The 25,960-nt window shown below is 41.1% G+C and carries 23 protein-coding genes; 9 read left to right on the top strand and 14 right to left on the bottom strand.

From position 1 onward, the window contains the following. The first annotated feature begins 50 nt into the window (after window positions 1-50). The 3 genes from C0V77_RS14025 to C0V77_RS14015 all read left to right on the top strand — a co-directional run bounded on the left by C0V77_RS14025 (window position 51) and on the right by C0V77_RS14015 (window position 3,277). A complete protein-coding gene (locus C0V77_RS14025; RefSeq protein WP_101726969.1) occupies window positions 51-401 on the top strand; it encodes a 4Fe-4S dicluster domain-containing protein in 351 nt (116 codons plus the stop codon). A gap of 343 nt (window positions 402-744) precedes the next feature. Next, window positions 745-1,866, top strand: a complete 1,122-nt coding sequence (locus C0V77_RS14020) for a porin (protein WP_101727199.1) — start codon at window positions 745-747, stop codon at window positions 1,864-1,866. 76 nt (window positions 1,867-1,942) lie between these two features. Continuing rightward, complete coding sequence (locus C0V77_RS14015; RefSeq protein WP_409012793.1) at window positions 1,943-3,277, top strand: ammonium transporter; 1,335 nt, start codon at window positions 1,943-1,945, stop codon at window positions 3,275-3,277. A 244-nt stretch (window positions 3,278-3,521) separates the two neighbouring features. On the opposite strand, the gene C0V77_RS14010 is transcribed toward C0V77_RS14015, so the two are convergent. The 4 genes from C0V77_RS14010 to mtaB form a co-directional block, all read right to left on the bottom strand. After that, on the bottom strand, window positions 3,522-3,929 hold the full coding sequence (locus C0V77_RS14010; protein ID WP_101726967.1) for a hypothetical protein: 408 nt from the start codon (window positions 3,927-3,929) through the stop codon (window positions 3,522-3,524). A 29-nt stretch (window positions 3,930-3,958) separates the two neighbouring features. Next, window positions 3,959-4,372 (bottom strand): hypothetical protein, encoded by a 414-nt coding sequence (locus C0V77_RS14005; RefSeq protein WP_101726966.1) that lies wholly within the window; start codon window positions 4,370-4,372, stop codon window positions 3,959-3,961. Window positions 4,373-4,503: 131 nt separating this feature from the next. Then, window positions 4,504-5,868: a M20/M25/M40 family metallo-hydrolase gene (locus C0V77_RS14000; RefSeq protein WP_101726965.1), complete on the bottom strand. Its 1,365-nt coding sequence runs from the start codon at window positions 5,866-5,868 to the stop codon at window positions 4,504-4,506. A 234-nt stretch (window positions 5,869-6,102) separates the two neighbouring features. Continuing rightward, on the bottom strand, window positions 6,103-7,431 hold the full coding sequence (mtaB, locus tag C0V77_RS13995) for a tRNA (N(6)-L-threonylcarbamoyladenosine(37)-C(2))-methylthiotransferase MtaB (RefSeq protein WP_101726964.1): 1,329 nt from the start codon (window positions 7,429-7,431) through the stop codon (window positions 6,103-6,105). 106 nt (window positions 7,432-7,537) lie between these two features. Between mtaB and C0V77_RS13990 the strand changes: the two genes are divergently transcribed. Next, window positions 7,538-8,026: a GNAT family N-acetyltransferase gene (locus C0V77_RS13990; RefSeq protein WP_143706099.1), complete on the top strand. Its 489-nt coding sequence runs from the start codon at window positions 7,538-7,540 to the stop codon at window positions 8,024-8,026. A 62-nt stretch (window positions 8,027-8,088) separates the two neighbouring features. Here C0V77_RS13990 and C0V77_RS13985 read toward each other — a convergent pair whose 3' ends face one another. Then, entirely contained in the window at window positions 8,089-9,105 is a 1,017-nt protein-coding gene (locus C0V77_RS13985; RefSeq protein WP_101726962.1) for a glutamine synthetase beta-grasp domain-containing protein, read from the bottom strand. Window positions 9,106-9,667: 562 nt separating this feature from the next. Here C0V77_RS13985 and C0V77_RS13980 point away from each other — a divergent pair. The 3 genes from C0V77_RS13980 (at window position 9,668) to metE (ending at window position 13,518) form a co-directional block, all read left to right on the top strand. Next, entirely contained in the window at window positions 9,668-10,033 is a 366-nt protein-coding gene (locus tag C0V77_RS13980) for a hypothetical protein (RefSeq protein WP_229236282.1), read from the top strand. 116 nt (window positions 10,034-10,149) lie between these two features. Next, the gene (locus C0V77_RS13975) at window positions 10,150-10,674 is read left to right on the top strand and encodes a ferritin (protein ID WP_101726960.1); all 525 of its coding nucleotides are present in this window, start codon (window positions 10,150-10,152) and stop codon (window positions 10,672-10,674) included. Window positions 10,675-11,202: 528 nt separating this feature from the next. Beyond that, window positions 11,203-13,518: a 5-methyltetrahydropteroyltriglutamate--homocysteine S-methyltransferase gene (gene metE, locus C0V77_RS13970; protein ID WP_101726959.1), complete on the top strand. Its 2,316-nt coding sequence runs from the start codon at window positions 11,203-11,205 to the stop codon at window positions 13,516-13,518. Between the two features lie 122 nt (window positions 13,519-13,640). Here the strand turns inward: metE and C0V77_RS13965 are convergent, their stop codons facing one another. After that, a complete protein-coding gene (locus C0V77_RS13965) occupies window positions 13,641-13,907 on the bottom strand; it encodes a ferredoxin (protein WP_101726958.1) in 267 nt (88 codons plus the stop codon). A gap of 2 nt (window positions 13,908-13,909) precedes the next feature. Then, window positions 13,910-15,748, bottom strand: coding sequence for an LTA synthase family protein (locus C0V77_RS13960; protein WP_101726957.1), 1,839 nt, complete (start codon window positions 15,746-15,748; stop codon window positions 13,910-13,912). Window positions 15,749-15,939: 191 nt separating this feature from the next. Here C0V77_RS13960 and C0V77_RS13955 point away from each other — a divergent pair, with 191 nt between their 5' ends. Further along, a complete protein-coding gene (locus C0V77_RS13955) occupies window positions 15,940-18,132 on the top strand; it encodes a glutamine synthetase III (RefSeq protein ID WP_101726956.1) in 2,193 nt (730 codons plus the stop codon). Window positions 18,133-18,230: 98 nt separating this feature from the next. Here the strand turns inward: C0V77_RS13955 and C0V77_RS13950 are convergent, their stop codons facing one another. The 6 genes from C0V77_RS13950 to ispG all read right to left on the bottom strand — a co-directional run bounded on the left by C0V77_RS13950 (window position 18,231) and on the right by ispG (window position 24,430). Then, on the bottom strand, window positions 18,231-20,723 hold the full coding sequence (locus C0V77_RS13950) for a DUF5686 and carboxypeptidase-like regulatory domain-containing protein (protein WP_101726955.1): 2,493 nt from the start codon (window positions 20,721-20,723) through the stop codon (window positions 18,231-18,233). A gap of 173 nt (window positions 20,724-20,896) precedes the next feature. Then, complete coding sequence (locus C0V77_RS13945; RefSeq protein WP_101726954.1) at window positions 20,897-21,316, bottom strand: gamma-glutamylcyclotransferase; 420 nt, start codon at window positions 21,314-21,316, stop codon at window positions 20,897-20,899. A gap of 9 nt (window positions 21,317-21,325) precedes the next feature. Continuing rightward, window positions 21,326-21,880, bottom strand: coding sequence for a M48 family metallopeptidase (locus tag C0V77_RS13940; RefSeq protein ID WP_143706098.1), 555 nt, complete (start codon window positions 21,878-21,880; stop codon window positions 21,326-21,328). A gap of 4 nt (window positions 21,881-21,884) precedes the next feature. After that, complete coding sequence (locus tag C0V77_RS13935; RefSeq protein WP_101726952.1) at window positions 21,885-22,241, bottom strand: MmcQ/YjbR family DNA-binding protein; 357 nt, start codon at window positions 22,239-22,241, stop codon at window positions 21,885-21,887. 10 nt (window positions 22,242-22,251) lie between these two features. Next, the gene (locus C0V77_RS13930) at window positions 22,252-22,443 is read right to left on the bottom strand and encodes a DUF6728 family protein (RefSeq protein WP_101727198.1); all 192 of its coding nucleotides are present in this window, start codon (window positions 22,441-22,443) and stop codon (window positions 22,252-22,254) included. A 16-nt stretch (window positions 22,444-22,459) separates the two neighbouring features. After that, window positions 22,460-24,430 carry a (E)-4-hydroxy-3-methylbut-2-enyl-diphosphate synthase gene (gene ispG / locus C0V77_RS13925; RefSeq protein ID WP_101726951.1) on the bottom strand — a complete coding sequence of 657 codons (1,971 nt, stop codon included), beginning with the start codon at window positions 24,428-24,430 and terminating at the stop codon, window positions 22,460-22,462. A gap of 273 nt (window positions 24,431-24,703) precedes the next feature. Between ispG and C0V77_RS13920 the strand changes: the two genes are divergently transcribed. Then, window positions 24,704-25,285, top strand: coding sequence for a 7-carboxy-7-deazaguanine synthase QueE (locus C0V77_RS13920; RefSeq protein WP_101727197.1), 582 nt, complete (start codon window positions 24,704-24,706; stop codon window positions 25,283-25,285). 64 nt (window positions 25,286-25,349) lie between these two features. Here the strand turns inward: C0V77_RS13920 and C0V77_RS13915 are convergent, their stop codons facing one another. Continuing rightward, window positions 25,350-25,904: a YbhB/YbcL family Raf kinase inhibitor-like protein gene (locus C0V77_RS13915; RefSeq protein ID WP_101726950.1), complete on the bottom strand. Its 555-nt coding sequence runs from the start codon at window positions 25,902-25,904 to the stop codon at window positions 25,350-25,352. Between the last annotated feature and the right edge of the window lie 56 nt (window positions 25,905-25,960).

Genomic DNA, 25,960 nt, shown 5'->3' with positions numbered 1-25,960 from the left:
GTGTATATTTGTTGATTATTTGAAATAACTACTAAAAATATAGAGAGAGTATGGCAATTATGATTACAGACGAGTGTATCAATTGTGGTGCATGCGAACCTGAATGCCCTAATACGGCAATCTATGAAGGAGGAGTGGAATGGACATGGGGTGGAGGAACAAAATTGACAGAGGTAGAGTTAGGTGATGGAACGATTATCGGAGGCAAAGATCCAATGTCGCCCGTTTCCGATGAGTTTTATTATATAGTGTCTGATAAGTGTACTGAATGCCATGGTTTTCATGAAGAACCGCAATGTGCAGCCGTTTGCCCGGTTGATTGTTGCGTGCCAGACCCGGACAATGTAGAAGACGACGAAACGCTGGAAGCGAAAAAAGCTTGGCTTCATGCTGAAGCCTGAAAAATAAAAGAGGCGCCTAGCTGACGCACTTATTAAAGCCTGACGGGTATTACCGTCAGGCTTTTTTTGTGGCTTATTCTTACAATTGTACATATTTAAGAAATAATTGCACTCCAAAACAATCTACTGAATATTAGATAAAAATCAATAGAATATTTGTTTTGTTAAATTCTTGCACTTTTTTTATATTTTATATTTTTTTACACACAGAAATTGGCAAAAAACAATTTTGTTGTAATATTTTAATTTTTTTTGAACATAAAATTTGGATATAAAAGATTTTTGCCAAACATTTGCATTGAAATTCAGTTTCAAACAATCGCCACTTAAACCAAAGATTATTATGAAAAAATTAGTTTTTACAGTATTATCGTTGCTTACAGTAGCGGCGACCCAAGCACAAGAAAGTACAACAACCACAGAAAAAACAAACCCACTAACATTCTCAGGTTACGTTGATACCTACTTCTTCGCCAATTTTAATAATCCAAAATCAAGATCAAATTTAGGTACCTCAGGCTACGAACGCGTTTTCGACCAAAAAGCCGGTCAGTTTCAGGTTGGTCTTGCTCAAACAAAATTGTCTTACTCAACCGAAAAAGTAGACGCAGTGATTGACCTTGTATTTGGTAACCATGCTGACCTTGGCAACTACGCCAACGTTATCAGCCCGGTTTCTGGCGCAACCAGTACAGCGCTTGCTATCAAACAGGCTTACATTACCTGGAAAGCCACAGATAAATTCTCTTTAACGGCTGGCCAGTTTGGTACACATATTGGTTATGAAGTTATTGATGCCCCGGTTAACTTTAACTACTCACTTTCAAACCTTTTTGGTAATGGTCCATTTTACCACACAGGTTTAAAAGCAACCTTTGCTACTTCTGAAAAATCATCATTAATGGTAGGTTTAGTAAACGGAGTTGATTCTAAAGATGATAACAACGACAAATTGGGTATCATTGGTCAATTCTACATTTCCCCTGCTGAAGGCTGGAATTTGTATCTGAACTGGATTGGTTCTGATGAAGGAACTACCGAGAAGTCTTACTATTCATTATTTGATGTTACTACTTCTTATCAAATTACTGAAAAATTATTGTTAGGCTTAAATGCCGCTACAGGTAGCCAGAACAAAAAGACCTGGGGAGGTGCAGCTTTCTATGCGCAATATGCAATTACCGATAAATTTGCTTTGGGTGGTCGTTATGAATACTTTGACAACCTGAGCGCTATCCGTGGTTTGCAAAACTCAAAAAGACTAGGCGGCGGTACTTCGGTTAATTCATTTACATTAACTGGAAATGTTACCATCTCTGAAAATCTGTTGTTCAAACCTGAGTTCCGTCTTGACAGCTACGCCAAGTCTTCATTGGCTGATGGTCAGCAATTCCAGGACAAAGATGGCAACTTCACTAAAGACTCACAGTCTACTTTTGGTGGTGCGCTAATCTTTAAGTTTTAATCAATTACACTTTTTCAATAACCTAAACTAAACATAAACCTTTACTTTTTGTACAACACTTAAACCCAAACACATTATGCGTAAAAATCCTCTCCCTCTCATTATTTTGCTTGCCATAGCAATTGCCGGGGTATTTATGCCTGCTGTACCTTCTACTATCGTAACAGAGGGTATTGTTGGCGCCGACGTAGCATGGATGCTTGTAAGTACTGCCTTAGTGCTTATCATGACACCAGGTCTTGCATATTTTTACGGTGGTATGGTAAACGCCAAAAACGTTATTTCAACCATGCTTCAGAGCTTCATTGCTATGGGTGTTATTTCTATTCTTTGGGTTACAATTGGCTTTAGCCTTGCATTTGGTGATTCAATTGGTGGCTTTGTTGGCGACCCTACTACTTTCTTTATGTTTAAAGGTGTGCTTGAAAGCAAACCGTGGTCGCTTGCCCCAACCATTCCTTTAGTTGTTTTTGCGTTTTTCCAATTGAAATTTGCCGTTATCACACCCGCCCTTGTTACGGGTTCATTAGCAGAACGTATCAATTTCAAATCATACGTATTGTTCATGATTCTTTTCAGTTTGTTTATCTATGCTCCTTTGGCGCACTGGACATGGCATCCTGAAGGTTTCCTTTTCAAACTGGGTGTGCTTGACTTCGCCGGTGGTACCGTTGTACACATGTCGGCCGGTTGGGCTGCATTGGCTGGCGCTATCTACCTGAAACGTCGTCGTGCACACGTTGAAAGCAGTTTCTTGCCTCCTGCCAATATTCCTTATGTATTGTTAGGTACTGGTTTACTTTGGTTCGGTTGGTTTGGTTTCAATGCGGGTTCAGCATTAAGTGCAGGTACATTGGCTGCTTCTGCTTTTGCTACTACTAATACTGCCGCTGCTGCTGCAGGTTTGGCGTGGGTGTTGTTTGATGCCGCACGTGGTAAAAAAGTATCGGCACTTGGTTTTAGCATTGGTGTTGTTGTAGGTTTAGTTGCCATTACTCCGGCGGCTGGATTTGTTACCATTCCTCACTCAATCTTTATCGGAGCTATTGCCTCTCTTATCTCTAATTACCTGGCGCACCTTAAAACCAAAACAGCTCTGGACGATACGCTTGACGTGTTCCCTTGCCATGGTGTTGGTGGTATGGTTGGTATGGTTATGACAGGTATTTTTGCCAGCAAAGGTGTTAACAGCGCCGTAGCTGACGAAGGATTGTTCTTTGGTACATCAAAACTATTTGTTAATCACATGATTGCGCTAGTAGTAGTTTCGGTGTTTGCATTTGCCATGTCTTTTGTTCTTTTGAAAATTACTGATTTAATTCTTCCACTACGTGTGAGCGAGTCTGACGAAAAAGAAGGTCTTGACATCAGCCAACACGATGAGTCTCTTCTTGAGGCCGCTGGTGCGTAAGCAATTAAACGCAGAAGATATACCCAATATGTAACAAAATCACAATTGCGGGTTAAACCGTACTTTTATTGTGGTTTTGTTGTACTCCATAAGTTAAAATGCCCGCTATATTAGTGGGCATTTTCTTTTATATAGGTTCTCGTGGCTAATCTAATTACCGGTTGGTAGAGAAATGACATAAGAAAAGGAATCTCAGCATCACATCTGCAAGTTGAGATTCCTTTATAAAAGAGTAGTTCCTTTTTTATTTTACCCTTAGGTATTTGCTTCTGCTCTCTGCACTTCCAATAACCATTACTTTTGAATCTAACTGATAAATTGTCCATTGCGGACCGGTTACACAACTTACATTCGGACAATCTTTAAGGTCAGAGAAGAAAATGGTTTTATCTTTAACAGTGTATTTGTTACCTGCGCTACAACATTCTGCTCCGGGTTTACCATCACGTAAAAACGCACCACTGGTTTTAAATTCTATGTTGGGTAAAGCCATTAAAGTATTAATGGTTACCCATTTACCCCATTTACCATTTTCTTTTTGTTGCATTTCATAAGTGGGCGACCATTCGCCGATTAACTTCTTAGGTGAAATGTCTGACTGACAAGATAATAAGCCAATGGTAATGCCCAGAGCAACAACCAGTTTTTTCATTTTAAGTAAAATTAGGGAAAGGGGCTAAATTATTTTGCTCTTGAGTACTTTACCCTGGTACCGCAACTTTCAGCAACCAGTGTATCGGTATCCAGGCGTGGAATACCCCATTCTGAGCAAGGCATACAGCTTGCGTAAGGGCAGCTTTTCAGGTCTGAAAAAATTATCTTTTCGTTTACTACAGTAAATTTATTTCCGGCAGAGCAGCATTCTGCGCCATCTTTGCCGTCGCGCAGGAAACGGCCATTGGCTGTAAATTCTATGGGCGCCAAAGCGGCAAAGGTTGAGATATATTGCCACTGGCTCCAGGAGCCATCGGTGGTTTTGGTCTGAATCTGGTAGGTATGGTTCCATTTGCCAACCAGTTTTTCAGGCACAACAGCATCTTTTTGACAAGCCGCAAAAGCAAAGGCGAACATGAAAATTTTTATAAATGTTTTCATTTAATTAGGTTGTTTACCTGAATGATGCTTTAGCGGCAAAAAACGTTGGAATAGAAGTAAAATTTTTATAGCCAGCGGTTTATATTAAAACAAGGCACCCGGTTGATTGAGGGTGCCTTGTTTTGTAAATGCTATTCACCGGCATTTCTTAAACCAACTCTTGGCAGCACCGGTAAACTCTCATTGCCGTCTTCGCTAACGGCCTGCACTGCAAAAAAGTAGTTGTCTTTAGAGTACGGCAGCGTAATTTTTACATCTGTGGTAAAGAACTTCTTCTGCCAGTAGGGCATGGCGGTTTCACGCATTAAAACGTAATATCCTTTTACCTTGCCGGTTTTTGAAGCTTTCCAGCGCAGACTGGTTGAATTACCCAGGCCTCGCACATCAAGAATTACGTCTTCCGGCATGGATGGTGACTTTGCCAGATTGGCCAGAGTTGCAGCATTAATGGCCGTGTTTTTACGGAGGTATTCAAAATCCATGTATCGGGCATGATCGCCAATTTCAATGCCTTTTTCAATGCGTAAATCCTGATGCTGACGCAAAAAATTCTCGTTCATTTCAGAAAGACGCACAGCAGCAAAGCCTTTGTTCACAAACGGGGTGTGGTCGCCGCCACGTAAGAAACGATCGTTTCTGTATATCATAACCACCTCCAGGTTATCAACGTATCGTTCACCTGTTTCTTTTACATAACGCGCCAGCTGGCGGGCTTTACCGTCATTCTCTACGCCATACTGTCTGATTGCCCCCACCTTTTTATCCAACTCAAAGGCAGGTAATCCCTCGCTGAAAACCCGCAGACGGGTGTTGTCTATTATATTGGTTTCATTGCTGTGGTTTGAACCCATGATGTCGTTATTGAGCACGCCTTCAATATTCCAGTTTTCGGCAACCGCTCTTTCTGCGAGATGATTCGCACCCAAAAGCCCTTGTTCTTCGCCGCTCACGGTTACAAAAATAATAGTTGCCGGAAACTTAGACTTTGCCATTACACGTGCCAGTTCAATAACGGCAACGGTTCCACTACCATCATCATTAGCGCCGGGTGCGTCAGCTTCGCGGTTCATTACATCCGTAACACGGCTGTCTATATGGCCACTTACAATAAAAATCCGGTTGTCGGTGGGGTCGGTGCCTTTTAAGGTGGCCATTACATTGCCAATCTCAATGGTTTTATCTACACGTTTACCATCCGGCTGGAGCGTCCAGGTATCAATATAAGCGGTCATACGGCCATCTGATTGCCTGGCAAATTCCTGAAACTTACTTAAAACCCACTTACGGGCGGCCCCAATACCCCGTTTGTTGTCTGTAGTGGTTGATAGCGTGCTTCTGGTACCAAAACTTACCAGTTTGTCTATATATGCTTTCAGGCTATCGCTTGAAACCTGATTGACGATTGTCTCAATTTGTGGGTCGCGGTTAATGATTTTCTGTGCTGACAGTTGAGAAGAGATGATGATGAAGTTGATTGCCAGGAGTACTTTTTTCATAGATATGTTTTGATTAGATGTCTCTAAACAAAAATACTAAACAATTGGCAGATGAAAACAACCATGCAAAAAGTTTTAGTCACAAACTGACGGTTTGTGGAGTAAGTAGAGGAATTATGGATTGTAGAAGGCTATCATTCATTACACCGACTAAAGTTGGCTGTATAGTTACGAATTAAACAAAAAAGGATGCTTCGGTTAAGAAACATCCTTTAATATAACTAATAAATAGATTTAAGCATGCAACAGTTCTTCGTAGGCTTCTTCTACTTCAACCAGCATTTCTTCATTGATTGAAACCAGTTGAACCTTCTTGGTTTCGTTGATTAGCAATGGGTCGTACCTGGCAACTACACGAACATAGTTTTCAGTAAAGCCCTGCATCAAGCCGTTTTCAACATCTTCTTCAAACAATACCGAAAAAGACTTGCTTAATTGCTGCTCGTAGAAAAAGCGTCTTTTCTTATCAGAAAGGATATGAAGCATTTTGGAGCGTTCAGCTCTTTTGCTGGCAGGTACAACGGGTTTAATGCTCAAGGCGGTTGTATTAGGGCGCTCTGAGTAAGTAAAAACGTGCAGGTAACTAATATCTAAATCGTTTAAGAACTGGTAGGTAGTCAGAAACTCCTCGTCAGTTTCGCCCGGGTGGCCTACAATTACATCAACTCCAATACAACAGTCAGGCATCAACTCTTTAATTTTCGTTACCCTGTCGGCATATAATTCTCTTTTGTACCTGCGGCGCATCAACCCTAATACTTTGTTGGAGCCAGACTGCAAAGGAATATGAAAATGCGGTACAAAACGTTTTGATTGCGCCACAAACTCAATGATTTCATCAGTAAGCAAATTTGGTTCGATGCTGGAAATCCTGAATCTTTCAATGCCTTCTACTTCGTCTAACGCTTTTATCAGTTCCAGAAAAGTTTCTTTTCTTTCATCATGCTGCAGGCCGAAATCACCGATGTTTACACCCGTAAGCACAATTTCTTTTACACCTCTATGGGCAATTTCAGAGGCCGCTTTCAATACATTCTGAATAGTATCTGAGCGGCTTTTGCCTCTGGCCAGTGGAATAGTGCAATAAGCGCAAGGATAATCGCAGCCATCCTGAACTTTCAGAAAAGTACGGGTACGGTCATTCAATGAATAAGAAGTATGGTAATCAATGGCTTCTTCAATATTAGAATTATATACTTTTGCGCTTGCCTGTTTTGGCACTTTTACAAAATCGCCGATGATATCAATAAGCCTGAATTTTTCAGCAGCGCCCAGCACCGCATCTACGCCTTCAATTTCAGAAATTTCCTTTGGTTTAAGCTGGGCATAACAACCTATAATAGCTACGTAGCCATCCGGGTTTATTTTATTGGCTTCCTTAACTATCTTTTTGCACTTCTTGTCTGCGTTTTCGGTAACCGAGCAGGTATTAATTATAAAAATATCAGGTTGTTGGTTAAACTCAACTTTCTGATACCCCCGCTCTTCAAACATCCGCCCGATGGTTGAGGTTTCAGAATAATTAAGTTTACAGCCTAACGTATAAAACGCTACTTTCTTCATATATTCAAATTTCTGTGCAAATTTAATTAAAATTAATAGATTTGTTTATATATCATTGAAAACCAATGGTATCAATACTACCGACCCAAAAAATCAATGCTTTTTTATGCTAAAAAGTTCAAGACTCAACTTTCTGAAAATTAACGAATCGTGCGTTGACCTATTTACAGATGCACAGTTTACTTACCCGGTTATGAAATATATAACCGGCCACGCTTTAACCAAAGAGGAAGCCATTGAAAGATATCTGAAATTTACAGATGAGCCCATTGCCGGTAACTATTTTGTACTGGATGCTGCCAGTGGCCAGACAATCGGTCTAGCCAAGCTGGCGGTCGAATCGCCGGGTGTGGTAGAAATTGGCTACAGTCTTTTTGAAGATTACTGGGGCAGGGGATTAGCCTATGAAATGGCGCAGGCATTAATGGATTATGCACTTGAAACCCTGAAACCCGTAAAAATAATTGGTTTCGTAGATAGCCGGAACAGGGCATCGGTGAGAATATTAGAAAAAGTGGGATTAACTTTAGAAAGCGAAGTTAAAGAGCGGCAGGGTGGAAATGTCTGGTTGTTTTCAAAAACCATAACCTATTAAAAAACAAAAACCCCATCAAAAGATAATGGGGCTTTGTAAACAAAATATTATTCGAAAAAGTCTTATACTTCTGCAGTCTTAACGGTTTTGATAATACGCGCAGCCACTTTGTATGGATCTGCCGCTGAGTTTGGACGACGGTCTTCCAACCAGCCTTTCCAACCTTTCTGAACCGCTGCAATCGGGATACGGATAGACGCACCGCGGTCAGACACACCGTAAGAGAATTTGTCAATTGATTGTGTTTCGTGCTTACCAGTTAAACGAAGGTGGTTATCGGCACCGTAAACAGCAATGTGTTCTTTCACAAATGGAGCGAACGCCTGACATATAATATCGTAAGTTTCTTTTTTGCCTGCAGTTCTCAAAATAGTGTTTGAGAAGTTTGCGTGCATACCAGAACCATTCCAGTCTGTTGCGCCTAGTGGCTTACAATGCCAGTTAATTGCAACATTATATTTTTCACCTAATCTTTCTAACATATAACGTGCAATCCAGGTTTCGTCACCTGCTTGTTTTGCACCTTTTGCAAATACCTGAAACTCCCATTGTCCGGCAGCTACCTCAGCGTTGATACCTTCAACGTTCAAACCAGCTTGCAGACAAAGTTCCAGGTGTTCTTCAATGATATCACGACCGAAAGCGTTGTTAGCGCCAACCGAGCAATAATACTGGCCTTGTGGAGCAGGGTAGCCGTTTGCCGGGAAGCCTAACGGTTTGTTTGTTTCCGGATTCCACAAGAAATACTCCTGTTCAAAACCGAACCAAAAATCGTTATCGTCATCTTCAATAGTAGCACGACCGTTTGACTCATGAGGAGTACCATCGGCGTTCAATACTTCGCACATTACTAAATAACCGGTTCCCAGACGAGCAGGGTCAGGACAAATGAAAACGGGTTTCAATAAACAGTCAGACGAACCACCAGGAGCTTGTTCAGTAGAAGAGCCATCGAAAGACCACATATCACAATCTTCCAATTTGCCACTGAAATTCTTTTCTATTTTGGTTTTGCTGCGAAGGCTTTGAGTTGGTTTGTAACCGTCAAGCCAGATGTACTCTAATTTAGCTACTGACATTGTTGTAATTTTTTAAGATGTATCGGTTATTGATCAAAGAATATGTTACAAATATAAATGCAAAAAACAATATAAGATTCTTTAAACAGCAATTATTTTAGTGAAAAATTTTATTTTCTTTAAAAAATGCAATTAATTATAGAAATATTAAGATTGCCTTGGTTTGTAATAATTCTTTGAGTGTGATTATGTTGTAAATCTACTAATTTTAATGATACATCAACTATTTTTGAAACCTATTTTTGACGAATTAACAAAAAAAATATAAATATTGGCCTGAAATTGCACTGATATTTTTCAAAATTGCATTTTTATCGGATTTCATTTTTCTAAGAAATAGCCGCAAAGGTAATCTGGCTACTATAAGTATAAATACTCACAGGTGAAACGCAACTTTATTAGGTTTCGACGCCAGAAAAAAGGAATACTTTAAGAGGTATGCACAAACAGATAATAATTATTTAGACCAGTTCCAAATAGTTTTAATTTTATTTGGATTTATTCTAAACAGCATCTAATTTTGTAGTGCAATATTTTTACAGTCAATCAGAGTTTTGAAGAAATGGAAAAACTAAACGTGCCGGATAGGATGAAAGCGGAGCTGCATAAAACAAATAAAGGGATTGTTTGGCAATGTGACCTGACTAACAGGATTTTTGTTGAGTTTGGAGGAATGACCACAGCATTTAAAATTCATAATTTTATAAATTTTAAACGGCTGGTTGACAGCATTAATATTATAGATAAATTATACGATTTATCTGACGAGGCCGACTTCGACATCATTGAGGCACCTAATACAAATCATACATTTACGCTACACCTTTGTGACCTTATCCACCTGAGAGAGTTATTGTCTGGTGCCAAATTTGCCTTATATGTTAATTCATTTCTGATTGAATTGCTGGGTGATTATGAAGTTGTTTAATCTTCTCTATATTTAGATTATCTCTAAATTTTATCTTTTCGGGCTATTATTTGAACAATTACGGTTTTCTGATTGTAATATTGTCATACATTTGAACAAACAATATTATTTATATTATGAAAGACCTGGTTAGACTTCGTACGTCTCTTAAAGAAGAAATTGAAACCGCATTAAATGCGCAGATAAAAATGGAAGCTGAGGCTTCTGCCAAATATTTGTCGATGGGTTCATGGTGTGAGCGCAATGGCTACATAAAAAGCGCCGAATACCTGTATCGCCAGTCGAACGAAGAGCGCGAGCACATGCTGAAAATTTTCCATTACGTAGCATCTGTAGGCGGAACAGCCATCAGCCCTGCCGTTGAAACGCCGCAATTAGAGTGGGGGACTTTCCAGAGTGTATTTGAAGCCGCCTTACAAAGCGAGATTAACGTAACGCATGCTATCAATAAACTGGTTACCAAATGCCGTAATGCTGAAGATTACGCCACTGAGAATTTCTTACAATGGTTTGTAAAAGAACAAATTGAAGAAGAAGCCAACGCACGCCGTGCCCTTGAACTGTTTGATGTGATTGGTACTGACGGAACAGGATTGTTTGTAGTTGATAAAGAAATAGGAAAAATAGGCACAGAAGAATAGAGTTTTGTTTTCTGTAAGATAAAGCACAGGTATGGCCTGTGCTTTTTTTGTTTTTATGCGTGCTGCAAAAAATTGTTTTATCCGTTAAATCGTAATAGTGTAGTATAAGTATCTATAATTGTAATTACAATTGGATATTTTATCTTGTTTTTGTTTTAATAATAGATGTTTTATTTTACTTTTGCAGTGTCTTCGCAATACCTTTCAATCGGGTTAACGGTTTTTATTGAGGCTTGCTTTAATAAAACCAAGAAGGAATCGTGTGAGAATCACGAACAGACGTGCTACTGTAATTAAATGTTCTTTAGAGAACAGTTTAAAAGTCAGATACTTGCCGTTAACCTAAATGACTACGCCTTCACGATTAAGGTTTTAGTCAAGCATTGTTTTTATGGAATCAAAAAAAAGGATGTTCCGGCCATTAATAAATGGTTGGGCTGGCATTGCTTTGTTTTTTCTGTAAAATCCCGGCCTTGAAACGGGAATTGGTGGGTTCGGGGTAATGATAACCTTTAACAAATCAATCAAATGTTTACTCACAATCTGGGTTACCCGCGCATCGGTAACAAACGCGAATTAAAAAAAGCCTGCGAGGCATTCTGGGCAGGTAAAATCACAAAAGAAGAATTGTTGGACACCGGCCGACAAATCAGGCTCAAAAACTGGCAGATTCAAACAGAAGCAGGTATTGAGCTTGTACCGTCTAACGATTTTTCATTGTACGACCAGGTGCTGGATATGTCGCTCATGTTGGGGGCGATACCTACGCGATACCATTCTTTGCAGGCACATGAACTGGAGCTCTATTTCGCTATGGCAAGGGGTGTACAAAAAGACGGTATGGACATAAGCGCTATGGAAATGACCAAGTGGTTTGACACCAACTACCATTACATTGTGCCAGAATTTATAAAAAATCAGCAGTTCAGCAATTTCTCGAAGAAAGCCATAGAAGAGTTTGAAGAAGCCAGAGAGCAGGGATTTTTAACAAAGCCGGTATTGATTGGGCCGGTGTCTTATTTGTTACTAGGTAAAGAAAAAGAAGCGGGTTTTAATAAAATAGACCTGCTGGAAACACTTTTACCAGTTTACCTTGAAATATTGCAGGAACTATCTTCTAAAGGTGCAGAATGGATTCAGATAGATGAACCTTATCTGGTAATGGACCTGAGCGAAGAAGAAAAGACAGCCTTTGCCAAGGCTTATCAGGTAATCAGGAAGGCCCTGCCTGAACAAAAAATTTTACTTGCCACTTATTTTGAAGACCTGGGGAATAATTTCGAGCTGGCGCTTTCTTTACCTGTTGATGCCCTGCATATTGATTTGGCCAGAGCGCCACAGCAGTTAGAGGCTATTTTAAGCAATGAAGGTTTCAAGGCTTCAGAAAAAATTCTTTCATTAGGAATAGTGGATGGCCGGAATATCTGGAAAAACAATTTTACAGCTTCCTTAGTGCTTATAAAAACAGCTTTGAAAACGCTTGGTGCAGGCAGGGTGGCGGTTGCCCCGTCATGCTCATTATTGCATGTGCCTTGCGACCTTGCATTTGAAAAAGATGAGGAGTCGCTCCCGACTGAAATCAAAAACTGGCTTGCCTTTGCGAGACAAAAGCTCTGGGAAGTGTGTACCCTTGCCAAACTGGCTGAGCCAGACACAACAAATACGTTTTTGGACACACTGACAGAAAACCAGCAGGCAATCAGGCAACGCAGGGAATCGGCAAAAATTCACAAATTTATCGTAAAAGAACGATTGGGGAAATTAAATGCGCATGATTTTAACCGTGCAAGCAATTTTGAGATCAGACAAAAGCTGCAGTGGAAGGCTCTGAATCTGCCGGTTTTTCCTACAACCACCATTGGGTCGTTTCCACAGACCTTAGAAATACGAAAATTACGTGTAAGCCTGAAAAAAGGAGAAATATCGCCCGAAACCTACGAAAAACTTATTGAAGAAGAGATTCAAAAAGCAATCTGCTGGCAGGAAGACCTGGGCATTGATGTGCTGGTACACGGAGAGTTTGAAAGAAACGACATGGTTGAATATTTCGGCGAGCAACTGACGGGCTACGTATTTACACAAAACGGATGGGTACAAAGCTATGGTAGCCGTTGTGTAAAACCACCCGTCATCTACGGCGACATAGAACGCCCACAAGCCATGACAGTCCGCTGGTCTGCCTTTGCGCAGTCAAAAACAAAACGTTTAATGAAAGGCATGCTTACCGGGCCGGTTACCCTATTGCAATGGTCATTTGTGAGAGACGACCAACCCCGCTCGCAAACGGCTTTCCAGATTGCGCTGGCCATCAGAGATGAGGTAGTTGACTTAGAAAAAGCAGGCATTAAGGTGATACAGATAGATGAGCCGGCTATCAGAGAAGGCTTGCCACTCAGAAAATCGAAATGGGACGAATACCTGAAATGGGCCGTGAATGCTTTCAGGTTGAGCGCAGCCGGGGTGAAAGACGAAACGCAGATACATACGCACATGTGTTATTCTGAGTTTAACGACATCATTTCATCTATTGCAGCTATGGATGCAGATGTGATAACCATTGAGACGTCGCGCTCTCAGATGGAATTACTAAAGGCCTTTGCAGACTTTAAATATCCGAACGAAATAGGGCCGGGGGTTTATGACATACATTCTCCGAGGATTCCGACTGTTGAAGAAATGGTTTCCTTGCTCGATAAGGCCCTGGAGGTAATACCTGCCCGCAACTTGTGGGTGAACCCCGACTGCGGCCTTAAAACCAGAGGCTGGCAAGAAACCGAAGAAGCCCTTAAAAACATGATAGAGGCTGCCAAACGTATGCGTAGGGTGGTGCAGATTAATTCGTAAGGCTTCATCCCAACCTTCCTCCACAGTAGAGAAGTAGTAAAACAAAAATCTCTCCGCACGGTGTTTGCTCCCTCATGTGGGGTCATACTGCCGAGGCGGAGAGAAATGAAGCCTATCAGGTTTTATTCACCCAGTATATATTTACCAAAAAATTTCTCTGCTTTTTTCTCTGTTACTTCTCCATGCCAGGCGTTTTCGGGCTGAAAACAAACCACAGGAGCGTAATCGCAATTATCAGAGCAGTCCATCTTTACAAGCAATACTTCTGCTTTCAGATGGTTTTCTTTGATTTTCTCTTTAAAAACCTTCCTTATTTCTTTGCTGTATTTACCGCATTTACTACCGTCGCACACAAATATGGTATGGTCAGGAATTTCTATCTTGCTCATGGCTATTTATCTAGGTAATCCTGAAAAGTACGCTGGATGAGCGCTTTGCCTAATTCAAGGTCATGAGGGGTAATGTCTCCGTCAGACTCAATCATTTTCTTACCGATGTTGTCGAAAATTAGGTTTTTCTTTGGTTGCACAAACCCAAACCCATTATTAAACGAGAAAAACGCCCAAGGTCTTACTTTGGGGTCAAAAATATTTTTACTCCAGTTATAGGCATAGGCATTAAAACCCACCTGATGCAACAAAGTAGCTGAAATGTCTATCTGCGATGCCACCGACGAAATCTCAATGCCTGTTTTAGCCAAAGCGCCACCCAGCCAAAGCATCGGTATTTTAAAATCATCAACTTTTTTGCCAGTTGGCGGTATCCGGTGGCCGTGGTCGGCTATAATAATAACCAGGGTGTTATTCCACCAGGGCTGTTTTTTAGCCGTTTCAATAAAGTCTCCGAGCGAATGATCAGCATAATACATGGCATTCATGAATTTTGTTTGCTCATCATCACCCTCAAATGCGTTGGCAATCGGAATTTCAAATGGTTCATGGCTGCTCAGCGTTAATATGGTCGAGAAAAAGGGCTGATTCATAGTAGCATGGTCGGCCAGAAACTTGTTAAAAACGATGTCATCATGCGCACCCCATTTAGAGTTCCAGTATTTTGAATCAAAATCCTGCTTGCTCACAATCTTCTGAAAATCAGAAGAATAGAGATAAGACTTAATATTGGCAAATTCAATTTCTCCGCCATAATAAAAATCGGTTGCGTAGGCGTTCTGCTCAAAATCTTTACTTAAAACCGGCAACTTGGCCGATTTGTTGGGTTCTGTAATGATAGATGCAATTGGCTGTGCCGGATACCCACTCAAAATAGCCGGTATACCTTTGTCTGTTCTGTCGCCGCTGGCATAAATATTCGAAAAATAAACGCCTTCTTTTTTCAGTGCATTGAAACGGGGTGTAACTTCAACACCGTTAATCTGATGTCCGGTTGCCTTTTTTGTAAAACTCTCCCAGATTACAATCAGTACATTCGGTTTTTTGATACCCTGTTTTAAAATTTTCTGCCCTTTTTTTGAGCTCACATATAATTCCTTGATTTTGTCGCTCAATTCTTCTTTAGGCAGGTAGGTATAAGGATTTACCTTATCTATAGAACCATTAACCAGCGAGCTGAAGAAGTTCCAGGTGGGGTTAACCGCAGCAATATTGGCAAAATTATTGGTAGAAAAATAAACGGTACTCTGGTTCATGGGCGATACCCCCAGGCTGCCGCGTATGGGTATTATCAGCGAGCCGGTAACAAGTATTGCAACCGGTATAAATGGCAGATTGTCAATGTAATTCCAGTTGTCAATATTTCGCGTTATGATTCTGTAAACAATTAATGACGCAACGGTTAGCAGTATCAGAAAGCTGAGAAACAACTGTAACAGCGGAGAAGAACTAACCGATGCCCAAGCTTCGCGCGGTGTTTTCAGATACCGCAAAGGGGTGGCATCCAGGTGGTATCCCCAGGTATTAAAAACCTGAAGGTCAATTACAACAATGAGATTGGCAAAAAGAACCATTATAAAAGTATAGCTGAAAATCCAGTTTTCGAGCCTGCTTTTTTTAATGAAGTTAGAGAATGCCACCAGCAAAAAAGGAATAACAGACAGGTAACCTGCCATTGAAAAATCCATTCTTATACCGTTCCAGAAAATCCCCCATACGGTTTGCAAGGTAAGCAGTTTGGTGTCTTCAATATGATAACCCAAAAAAATTAGTCTTGCAACCAGAAAGAAGATAACCCAAAACCCATAGTAAATCAGTAAAAATTGTAATCTTTCTTTCATTGAATCGGTTTAGTAAAATTAGCTCAAGCTTTATACAAAGTTTGCGCAGCCAATAATTGAGGCTGGCAGATTTGTTTTTAATAAAGAAATATCACTTTTTGTGCAAAAGTTATAAATGCTTTTTTAATCGATGTTCTTTCTCTATTTTTAACCCCAAATATAGGACATCTCAACAAAACTACTAATAAAAAATGGCAAGATTAAGATTTAAGGCGGTAGATGAAGCCCAAACCCGCCAAACTATTAAAGTAGACATACCTGCTGGCAAAGTAACAGAATACTATGGCGCAAATATCTTTAATGATGACGTGATGCGCGCCATGTTGTCGCCGGAGGCATATACCAAAGTAACAACAGCCATTAAGAGTGGTGAAAGAATTGATCGTGAGATAGCTGACGAGGTGGCGTCTGCCATGAAATCGTGGGCGGTTTCAAAAGGTGCCACACACTATACGCACTGGTTTCAACCTTTAACGGGTGGCTCTGCCGAAAAACATGATGCTTTTTTTGACATTAATTTTGACGGCAAAGCTCTGGAGAAATTCAAAGGCAGCTCATTGGTGCAGCAAGAACCAGATGCCTCTTCGTTTCCGAGCGGGGGTATCAGGGCCACTTTTGAGGCGCGTGGTTATACCGCCTGGGACCCTACTTCTCCGGCGTTTATTATTTACAACGACGCCGGCACAGGTACGCTTTGTGTACCTTCTATTTTTGTGTCGTACACAGGTGAGTTGCTTGATTCCAAATCGCCGTTGTTAAAGTCTCTATCGGTGCTCGACAAAGCTGCTACCGAAGTAGCAACTATTTTTGACCGCCATGTTGAGAAAGTATCAGCTACATTAGGTGCAGAACAGGAGTATTTTCTCGTGGATAAGGCCTTATTCAATGCCAGACCTGACCTGATGATGGCCGGTAGAACTGTTTTTGGCCATGCCCCGGCAAAAGGCCAACAGCTGGAAGACCACTACTTTGGCAGTATTGCCCCAAGAGTTAATGCCTTTATGGTTGACTTTGAATTTGAGTGCCTTAAACTGGGTATTCCGGTTAGAACGCGTCATAACGAGGTAGCCCCGGCTCAGTTTGAAGTAGCCCCTACTTTTGAAGAAGTAAATCTTGCCTGCGACCACAACATTCTGTTAATGGACGTAATGCGTAAAGTAGCTAAAAAACACCACTTTGAAGTTTTGTTTCATGAAAAACCATTTGCTGGTATTAACGGTAGCGGTAAGCACAACAACTGGTCGATGGGTACAGATACCGGCGTAAACCTTTTAGGCCCAAGTACCAAACCTAAAGAGAGCTTACGTTTTGTAACGTTTCTGATAAATGTAATAAAAGCTGTGCACGACAATGCCGATTTGCTGAGAGCCAGTATCGCCACCGCAGGCAACGAACACCGCCTGGGCGCTAATGAGGCGCCTCCGGCCATTGTTTCTATCTTCCTGGGTTCAGAAATGATTAAGGTACTGGAAGACATAGAAAACAAAGAAATAGTTTCTATTGAGAAAGGTGAGAACGCGTATATTAAACTGGGTTTGAATCGTATTCCGTCTATTTTGCTTGATAATACCGATAGAAACCGCACATCGCCGTTTGCATTTACCGGTAATAAGTTCGAATACCGCGCTGTGGGTAGTTCTGCCAACTCAGCTCAGCCTATGATGGTGCTGAATACCATTGTGGCTAATCAGCTAATAAAATTCCGCCAGGATTTTGATGCGGAAATGACCGAGCATGAAGGTAAAAAAGAAGAGGTAATTGTAAAGATTCTGAAAGGCTATATTAAGGAGTCAAAGAAGATATTGTTTGAAGGAAACGGTTATTCTGACGAGTGGAAAGATGAAGCGGCCAGAAGAGGCTTGTCTAATGTTGCCAGTGCTCCTGAGGCGCTGAAAGCTTATCTGAAACCTGAATTTATTGCAGTATTTGAAAAACTCGGCGTGCTGACAGAGCGAGAAATTCATGCCCGCTATGAAATAGAACTGGAGAATTATATCAAGAAAATTCAGATTGAATCTCGCCTTATCGGCGACCTGGCAATGAATCACGTAGTTTCTACGGCCGTTAATTATCAGGGCAAGATGGTGCAAACCGCCAAGGCACTGCGCGATATGGAATTAAACAAAGAGGCCGAGCCAGTATTGAATATCATTAAAGAAATATCGCTCCGGGTTTCTGAAATATCTAAAAAAGTAGAAGAGATGACAGAAGCACGCAAGCACGCCAATGCAGTAGACGACATTGAAGAAAGAGCAAAACTTTACGGAAACGACATTAAGAATTTCTTTGAAGAAATCAGATATCATGTTGATAAACTGGAATTACTGATAGACGATGAAGACTGGCCACTGGTAAAATACAGAGAGCTGTTGTATATCAGATAATACCTGGATTAATAAGCAATCAAAGAAAAGGTTTGTTCAGCAATTGATTGAACAAACCTTTTTCTTTTGGGTTATTTCCTTAAAATAGAATACAAAGCTTAAAGTGTTATTTCGGCAGATACTTTAACCCCAAAACGCTGTACATCCGGCTTGTTTAGGTAAGTAAGGCGGTGCATGGCTTCAACCCTGAAAAACTTAAAAATATTGCTTACGCCATACCCTAATTCAATGTAAGGTGATTTGCCCAGCCCTGAGAAATTCCTGAAGCCGGCATCAGAATTGGGCGGCGTAATTGAATAGTTTTTATCGCTAAGTGTACCCCATAAAAATTTTCCGGTGGTAAAGGTTCTCCATTTCCATTTTTTAATGAGCGGAAAACGGTTAAAAAGCAAGCCCTCAAAATCATGATTGTATCGAACGGTGGCGTAGCGGTCACTAACAAACTCAAAGATATTCATGAGATTGAAAGAGTTGCTGACAATAAAAATGGATTCGTTACCGAGATGGCTTTTCAGCAATGGGTAAGGAACGGTACCAAATATAGCCCCTGCTTCTGCTCTGTAGTAGGTCTTACCAAAATACCCGAGATTAAGCGTATGGCTGAACTTGGCCATCAGGTTATGGTAGTTAAAATCGCTGTTCAGAATATTCTTGGCGCCAAGTGTATATTTGAAGGTAATGGTAGGAGACTTAACCGTGCCAAAGCTGAGCCTTTCGTTATCGTTAATAACAGCCAGTTCGTCGCGCGCAAAAGTTATTTCAGACAACAGCTCTGATGTGTTAAAGCGTGTGGTAAGTGGCGAGGTGTCGCCCATGTGTGGTAAACTTCTGTACTGAAAATTATAAAGGGGGTCGAAACTCCGGGTTCTTACTCCAAACGACGTAAACACGCCCTTTGATACTTCTCTCTGAAACTGTATTCTGTTTTCGTTTTCATAATACGGTCTGTTCAAAGTGAAGAAACGCATATAGGCCGAAAAAATAGGCCCCAGCCCCAGGTCTTCCTTGCGCAAGCCTACCTGCTCAATATCATGAGAAACCTTCATACTCATGGTTGTCCAGGGCTTTCTTGAAAATATACGGGTTACTTCTCCGCTCATTTTCCATTCTTCATCTTTTGTGCCATAAGCAAGGTAACCTTCCAGCACCCATTTTCTGCTGAACTCATAATTGGTTCTTAAGCCCAGCCTGAGGCGCACGCCTTCAACATCGTTTATGGCGCCAGTGTAAACCAACGAACCCAACTCAATGCCTGTAAACAAGCGGGTATAGCCACTGGTAAGAATCTTGGCTATTTCTGTATAGTTTTTAATGGCCGGTATAGTCTTGATGGTATCTATCATGGTATAGGCCAGTTGTTCGTCTTTTGTAAATGGTTCCGGCCGTACCGACTGCCAGTATTTATTGTCGGTCTCGCGGTAGTCTGGCGATATCTCAATACCGCTTGCATAAAACTTTACATCTTTGGGGCGATTTATAACAATATCTTCATTATAGTTAGTAAACTTGAGCAAAAGCCCGGCCGAACCTTTGGTAACTTCGGAGACATCAACCAGAATACGGTTTTTAACGGGCATCCAGATATTATCCACCGGTTCCAGTTCCTGCTGGATTTTAATTCTTTCTACAAAATTAAGGTTGGCATCTTTTGAGATGGCCGCGTCTATCTGCACAATTCCCCAGGTGCCTTTATGTATCCACATGGTGCCAGCAAAGGCTAAGTCCTGCTTTCTTTTGGGTGTAAACTCAATGCGGTAGCAGAAATCATCGCCCAGGTAGGTGCTGTCTGCCAGGTAATAATCATATACCAGGCGCCAGTCGTCTGCAATAGGAGAGGCAAAAGTTTTGTTCAGGATATCAACCTGATTGACATAAAAATTATATTGCTGAAATGTAGACCCTATCAACTGCGACGTAAGGCTGCCATCTGTAACGCCAATGCCTTTAATGTTGGTCTTTTCTATTATTTCTTTCGATAACCGAGGGTCGTTTCTGAAATAATAATGCGATACCGATTCAGATATAAACGTAGGCACCAGTGCCTTACCTTCGTCGTCAGTTAGTGTACCCAGTTCTTCAATGGCTTTGTTTACTTTTTGCGCCAGTTTTCGTTTTCTGAGCTTATCTGTAATGTTATTGATATCTACCTCAATTTTATTATAGCTTTTGTAATCAAAGGCGCTTAATTTCTTGAAATTGTTTTCTGATTTGGCAGCAACTGCCTTCCTGATAATAGCCCAGGCGGGGTTTTCTCCGGCATGAACAGTGATTTCATGCAGCAGAATCTCGGTTGGTTTTAATTGGATATTGACTGTTTGGGTCAGGGAGTCGCGCCGAATAAAAACTGTTTTGCTGGCATAGCCCATACAGCTGATAAGCAGGGAGTCTGAATTGAGGGCCGGAAGTATGAGAACAAAATTACCTTCAAAATCGGTGTTTTTGCCGATGGTGGTATTTTTTAAGCTGATAGAGGCAAACGGTACAGGGTCATGCGTAACAAAGTCTGTTACTTTGCCTTTAATTGTGTAAGAATTTTGAGCAGCAGCAATGGTGGATGCAAGGTATAAGACCAACAAGTAAAGTCTTTTCATTTCATATCTTGGTGAATTCACTAATCTATAAGATAAAACGCAGCCGCTCTGCCAAAGGTTGCCTTATTTAGCAAAATAAGTGTTTTTATAATAGTTATTGTTGAAAAAATACAAAAAAAGTTGGCAGTTTTTCTCTGCCAACTTTGTGTTTTTGTGAGCCGGTAATTCAGCCGCTATTTATGGTATTCGTTTATGAAATCTCCTTTGGGCATAAATTCAAGATCTTCAACCGACTGATTGAAATAATACACCCAGGCTTCGTATTCCTGCTGATTGCTTTTCAGTATTACCCTGGCTTTTTTTCTTACGTATTCAGAGTGGTCAGGGTCCATCGGGTAGTACTCTTCGTATTTGTCTAAGAGAGAAAAAAGCTTGTCAGGTTCTTTCAATTGGTAGAGTTCTCCTTTTACAAAGTATTTTTCTCCGCTGGGGCAAGGTATTATACCCGGGTAGTAGTCTACCATATACATTTTGCCCTCCATAGCTGCCTTACCCAAAGGTTCGGCATACTGATTTATCCAATCGTGCGATTCAATGTTTCCGTACTCGCTCAACAGAGTACCATACACAAACAGATACTGGTTTTCATTCATTTCTTTGATTCAACTTGATGCTTTTTTACTATATCCAAAAAAAAGCGTTTTTAACAATTGAGTAGATTGGTTATCACCCAACCGGGCAGCTATTTTAAAACTTTTTTCTGCACTTTCAAAATCTGCCGTTCTGAACTCCAGCTCGCCAATCATTCTCATTACTTCCGGGTTTTTATCCAGGTACATTCTTGAAGCGCGTTTAAGTTCAAAAAGCGACATTTTATAATCTTCAAGATGATAATGGCACAGGGCTTTCCAACGGAAAGTTTCGGCCAGTGCATTATCTATTCGTATAGATTTTTCAAAGTCGGCCAGAGCTGCTTCCCAGTTCTCAAAATAATAATGACATTTGCCTCTGTATAAATAAGCAGTTGAAGATTTGGGATAGTTGAGCACCGCTAGGTTGAAGTACCTGAAAGCCGCCAGAAAATCGGCATTATTGTAATACCCTACGCCTTCTTTGAACAGGATTTCGTCATACTCCTGGGGTGTAACATCCTGACCTAGTCTGATTCTCAGATAGATAAATATCATAAACGGTATGCCAATCAGCAAAGCCTCCATGAGATTATTCTTTTTTGAGTTCTTCCTGCGTTTTTTTGGGTAAACTTTTAACAACCAGGTCGTAAGACTCCGTTATCAGTTCTTTCACAACCGGGTCTTTTATACGTGCATCTGCAATTACGCTGTTCCAATGTCTTTTATTCATGTGAAACGCGCCTGTTATGCCGTCATATTCTGCCCTGAGTTCTTCATTCTTTTCGGGTGTATTTTTGAGGCTGATAACCAGCGGATGGTTGTCAATACCAACCAATGCAAACATTTTGCCCTTTACTTTATAAACCAGCGCATCAGGCCCGAAGGGGGTTTCTTCGGTAACTCCTTTTTTAGCCAGACAAAATTCTCTGAACGAATCAAGATTCATAACACACTGTTTAACGTGTTGCGCAACGGGTAACCATTACCACCAGACAGAAAAGAAAGATGATGATAGAAATTCTGTTGATTCCGTGCATCATTTTCAAGTTGAAACTATGCGGATATTTGCCTTCTTTGTCTTTACGGAAAACCCTTAGAAAGTAAGCAAATACAGGCCCGATAGCCAGATAATGTTTGATTTTATTCATCATGGTTCTATAATTGTCAGTCGTTCATCAGTTCCATTTCTAATACTTCTGGCTCTAACCAGCGACCATCTTCTTTAATTAGTTCTATTAATTCATTGACTGCGTTGTCGGCATGTACCGACTTCTTCACTACATTCTGCCCGCGATACAGCGCAATTTTGTCTTTGCCTATGCCTACGTAGCCATAATCGGCGTCGGCCATTTCGCCGGGCCCGTTTACAATACAACCCATAATACCAATTTTAACGCCTTTCAGGTGGTCTGTATGTTTGCGTATTAAGGCGGTGGTTTCCTGCAAATCAAACAGGGTACGACCACACGACGGGCAACTGATATACTCAGTTTTGCTCATCCTTGTACGCGCCGCCTGCAGAATACCAAACGATGTGCTATTGGCAACAGTGGAATTGTCGAACGATAAAAGAATACCATCACCGAAGCCGTCAACCAAAAGCCCGCCGCAATCGGTAGCGGCATATAACTGGGCATCTACTTCTGCCAGGCCTTTGTAATTGCGTTTCAAAACAGCCGGGTTTTTGATTCCGGCATTCAGTAATTCAAAGTATAACTTACGTAGTTCTGGCATGGCCGCCTCATTGGCTGTTTCAACCACCAACACCAGATTAGGGTGCTGTTTTATTATTTCTGCAAAAGCCGGTGTTAAATCGGCCAGCGTTACTTTTACAAAATTGATAGCCTGGTGCATTTGGTTTGTTGCAATGGCATCGGCAAAACTTTTACTATCAAAATAAGGGAACTTATTGACTTTGTCTTCATGCAATTTCCATGCTTCGGCATCCAGAATCTCTTTCAGGCCATTGGGTAACATAAACGGAATAGGCGTTTTGCCGCTAAAAATATAGTCGGCACCTATATCATTCATGCGCCATTTATCAGGTAGGGGTAAATAAAAATGCCCTATTGGCTTTAAATCTTCGTGCTTTTCAACAATCGTATCAGAAAAATCAGCAATTACTCTAGGCACATTCAACCCTCCGAAATTGCCAACCTCGAGCGTTTCGCGTCTTTGGTACTGGTAAGGATTAACAGGTATGGTATTAATTGGGGCTATGGGCTGGGCTTTTTCATTTCTATGGGCATAGCGGTCTACCAATGCACGTGCTACCGGCGCTTCAAACTCAGGGTCTTCTGTTAAACTTACGCGCACGGTGTCGCCGAGGCCGTCTTCCAACAAGGTACCAATACCCATGGCCGACTTGATTCGGCCGTCTTCGCCTTCACCGGCTTCTGTAACACCCAGGTGCAACGGATAAGGTTTCAGGTTTTCGGCGGCAAGTCTTTGCACCAGCAACCGGTAGGCTTCAACCATTACCTGCGGGTTAGACGATTTCATCGAAATAACGATATTGAAATAATTTTCGTCTTCGCAGATTCTGAGAAACTCCAGAGCAGATTCAACCATTCCGAGTGGGGTATCACCATAGCGGCTCAAAATCCTGTCAGATAGTGAACCATGATTGGTGCCAATACGCATGGCAGTGCCGTACTCTTTACAAATTCTTATCAGAGGCAGAAAACGGTCTCTGATTCGCTCCAGTTCGGCCTGATAATTTTCTTCGGTATACTCAATAAACTCGAAACGCTTTTTATCTGCGTAGTTGCCCGGGTTTATTCTTACTTTTTCAACAATTCTTGCGGCCAGTTCGGCTGCATTGGGTGTAAAATGAATATCAGCTACCAAAGGAGTAGTATAACCCCTGCGGCGCAGCTCATTTTTAATATTTTCAAGATTCTGTGCTTCTTTTACGCTGGGTGCAGTAATTCTAATCAGTTCACAACCGCTTTCAATCATTCTGATTGACTGTTCTACCGACCCTGTCGTATCCATGGTGTCAATGGTGGTCATTGACTGCACCCTGATCGGGTAGTCAGAACCCAGCCATAAATCACCTATTTTTACCTGTACGGTTTTTCTACGGGTGTATTCGGTTAACGAATCACAATATTTTTTTTCAGACTCAGACATCTATTTATGTTCTGTTTTTTGACGCAAATCTAACCATGAATATAACGAGTTTTATGCAAGAAAGGTTGAAAAATTTATCAGAAATTGAAAAATCGCTGATATAGACTGTTAAATACCAAAAACAAACCCTTAAATTGTGATTTAATGATGCTTTGTTCTAAAAAATCAAGATTGTAAGCAAGCTGCGGCCATGATTGCGCTTTAATGCCGGATTATTGATAATTTTGCAAAAAAAATACTTGAATGGTTTCAGAATTAATTAAACTGCCGGTGATGGAATCTTTTTACACCCTTCAGGGAGAAGGATACCATGCTGGAAAAGCTGCCTATTTTATACGGTTAGGAGGTTGCGATGTTGGCTGTGTATGGTGCGATGTGAAGGAGTCGTGGGATGCCTCCATTCATCCGCAATTTACTGTGGATGAAATTGTTGATGGCGCTTTGGCATATACAGGCAGAATGGCAGTAATTACAGGTGGCGAACCTTTGATGTATAACCTTGATGAATTAACGGCTTCTCTTCAGAAAGCCGGTTTTAAAACCAATATTGAAACGTCTGGCGTATATGAAATGAGCGGGCATTGGGACTGGGTGTGTTTCTCGCCCAAGAAATTTAAAACACCACATGAAAGCATCTATAAGCAGGCCAATGAACTGAAAGTAATCGTTTATAACAAGAGTGATTTTGCCTTTGCAGAAAAATACGCGGCATCGGTGAATGAAAACTGTATTTTGCTACTACAACCTGAATGGAGCAGGCACCAGGAAATGTTACCGCTGATTATTGACTACGTGAAAGCAAACCCGAAATGGAGGGTAAGTTTGCAAACCCATAAGTATATGGATATTCCATGATACCTAAACATGCCCCTTCCCAACTAAGGTGATGGGGCTAAAGAAAATCTCTTTTAAAGTTCAACTATTGCCCAAAATTAAAACGTTGCCCATACATCACAATAGAAGCAATAGCTAAGGCATTGGCATTCAGGTTAAAACCTACTAAAGGCGGTCTTGCGTCTTTACCTAGATCCAGCTTTGTTTTTAAGGCATAAACTGTTATCAGGTATTGATGTGGACCACCGGGAGGAGGGCAGGGTCCGGCGTAACCGACTTCGCCATAATCATTAATACACTGAATTGCCCCCTTAGGTGCAATAGCTTTTCGTACATCACCTGCATTGGCCTTTAATTCTGTTACATCGGCCGGAATATTAAAAATTACCCAATGCCAGAATCCACTGCCAGTAGGGGCATCTTTATCATATATTGTTACGGCAAAACTTTTCGTACCTTTTGGAGCATCAGACCAGGATAATTGAGGTGAGCTGTTCTTACCGCCACAACCAAAATTATTGTAAAACTCTTTGATGGTGGCTTGCCCACCAAGGTCATTGCTTTTTAACGTAAAGTTCTGCGCCAATGCCACATTGCCAAGTAGCATCACGAATAGTAAATATACACCTGTTTTTTTCATATCAATTTGGTTTTTAGTTTATCAATAATTTGAAGCTGTAGACTCATAAAACCTTA

Origin of the sequence: Emticicia sp. TH156 (assembly GCF_002855535.1) — a bacterium.
Taxonomy (GTDB): domain Bacteria; phylum Bacteroidota; class Bacteroidia; order Cytophagales; family Spirosomataceae; genus Emticicia; species Emticicia fluvialis.
Note: the sequence above shows the minus strand (reverse complement) of the source record. Positions and strands in the feature narration are given on the sequence as shown.